Source organism: Stenotrophomonas sp. HMWF003 (assembly GCF_003061285.1).
GTDB classification, from domain to species: Bacteria; Pseudomonadota; Gammaproteobacteria; order Xanthomonadales; family Xanthomonadaceae; genus Stenotrophomonas; species Stenotrophomonas maltophilia_AP.
Genome location: NZ_QAIW01000230.1, coordinates 9523 through 11572 on the forward strand (window position 1 = coordinate 9523; position 2050 = coordinate 11572).

At 71.0% G+C, this 2050-nt stretch carries 1 protein-coding gene and 1 pseudogene; one reads left to right on the top strand and one right to left on the bottom strand.

Annotation, left to right across the window (positions count from 1 at the left end; translation table 11 throughout):
• Positions 1–156 (bottom strand): annotated as a pseudogene (locus tag DBR34_RS22500) (heat-inducible transcriptional repressor HrcA); the annotation flags it as partial.
• 111 nt (positions 157–267) lie between these two features.
• On the opposite strand from DBR34_RS22500, the gene recN reads away from it, so the two are divergent.
• Positions 268–1929, top strand: a complete 1662-nt coding sequence (recN, locus tag DBR34_RS09435) for a DNA repair protein RecN (protein WP_128096595.1) — start codon at positions 268–270, stop codon at positions 1927–1929.
• Positions 1930–2050: the final 121 nt, after the last annotated feature.

Genomic DNA, 2050 nt, shown 5'->3' on the forward strand with positions numbered 1-2050 from the left:
CAGGATGTTGCGGATGGTGGCCGGGCTGACATCCAGCCCAGCCAGTCGCGCCAGTGTCTGCGAGCCGACCGGCTCGCCGTCCTGGATGTGGCGGGCGATCAGCGTCCGCAGCAGGTGGCGGGCGCGGGGCGCAAGATGTGACGCAGTGGGGTGCATGGAATCAGCCTGTGAGACGCCATCCTAGATAATGGCTCCGGGGACCGAAGGCAAGTTATTGGAGCTGTCCCCGCCCCATGCTAGCGTTGCGCGGCTCAAGAACAGACAACCATGCTCAAACATCTATCGATCAAGGATTTTGCCGTCGTCCGTGCTACCGAACTCGAATTCGGGCCGGGCATGACCGTGGTGTCCGGCGAGACCGGCGCCGGCAAGTCGCTGATGGTGGACGCCCTCGGCTTCCTGTCCGGGCTGCGCGCCGACAGCGGCGTGGTCCGCCACGGCGCCGCCCGCGCCGAACTGTCGGCCGAATTCGCCCCCGGCGAGGACGCCCCGGCGCGGCGCTGGCTGCGCGAGAACGAACTGGACGACGAGGACCAGTGCCAGCTGCGCCGGATCATCCGCGCCGATGGCGGCTCCCGCGCCTGGATCAACGGGCGCCCGGTCACCCTTACCCAACTGACCGAACTGGCCTCGACCCTGGTCGAAATCCACGGCCAGCACGAACAGCAGGCCCTGCTGGCGCGGCCCTCGCAGCTGGCGCTGCTGGATGCGTTCGCGCGCAACGACGCCGAGCGCGGCCAGGTCCGCCAGGCCGCCGCACGCTGGCAGGCGCTGGTGGACGAGGCCGAGGCGCTGTCGCGCCAGGGCGATGTGAGCGACCGCATCGGCTACCTGGAACACCAGCTGGGCGAGCTGCAGCGCGAAGACCTGGAGCCGGCCTCGATCGCCCAGCTGGGCAGCAGCCACCGCCGCCAGGCCCATGCCAGCGCCCTGATCGCCGCCTGCGATGTCGCCGTGGCCCGGCTCAATGGCGACGAGGACACCTCGGCACTGCAGCTGCTGCAGCAGACGCGCCATGAACTGGCCCGCGTGGCCGAACACGACCCGCGCCTGGGCGAGGTGGACGCCCTGCTCGACAGCGCCGCCATCCAGCTGGACGAGGCCCTGGCGTTGCTGGACCGGGTGCATGACGACCTGGACGCCGACCCCGAGCAGTTCGAGGATATCGAACGCCGGCTGGGCCGTCTGCATGATCTGGCGCGCAAGCACCGGGTGCCGATGGAGACGCTGGGCGAGCACCGCGACGCGATGGAAGCCGAGGTCGAGCAGCTGCGCGGTGCCGACACCCGCCTGCAGGCGCTGGCCGGGCAGATCGAGCGCGCCGCCGGCCAGTGGCAGACCGTGGCCGACACGCTCAGCGCCAGCCGGCGCAAGGCGGCCAAGGCGCTGTCGGAGACCACCACCACCCTGATCGGCGAGCTCGGCATGGGCGGCGGCCAGTTCCTGATCGATATCGAGCCGCAGGCCGTGGCCAAGCCCGACCCGAACGGCGCCGAGCGCGTGGAGTTCCTGGTGGCGGCCAACGCCGGCCAGCCACCGCGCGCCCTGCGCAAGGTCGCCTCGGGCGGTGAGCTGTCGCGTATTTCGCTGGCCATCGAGGTGGCGGCGCTGGGCCTGGACGCAGTGCCGACCATGGTCTTCGACGAAGTGGATTCGGGCATCGGTGGCGCGGTGGCCGACATCGTCGGGCACAAGCTGCGCGCCCTGGGCGAGAAACGTCAGGTGCTGTGCGTCACCCACCTGCCGCAGGTCGCCTCCAAGGGCCACGCCCATTACCGGGTCAGCAAGGCCCCGGTGGACGGCATGACCCAGAGCGCGGTGGAAAAACTGGACCCCAAGGCCCGCGAGGAAGAACTGGCGCGGATGCTGGGCGGCGTGGAAGTCAGCAAGGAAGCCCGCGCGGCAGCCCGCAAGCTGCTGCAGGTGTGAGGCGGGGTACCGACCACCGGTCGGCATCTACCGGCGCGACCCGGTAGTGCCGGCCGCTGGCCGGCTCCCCGCGATGCCGGCTCCCCACGGACCCGGCTCCGCCCGCTGCATCCCCCCGCAC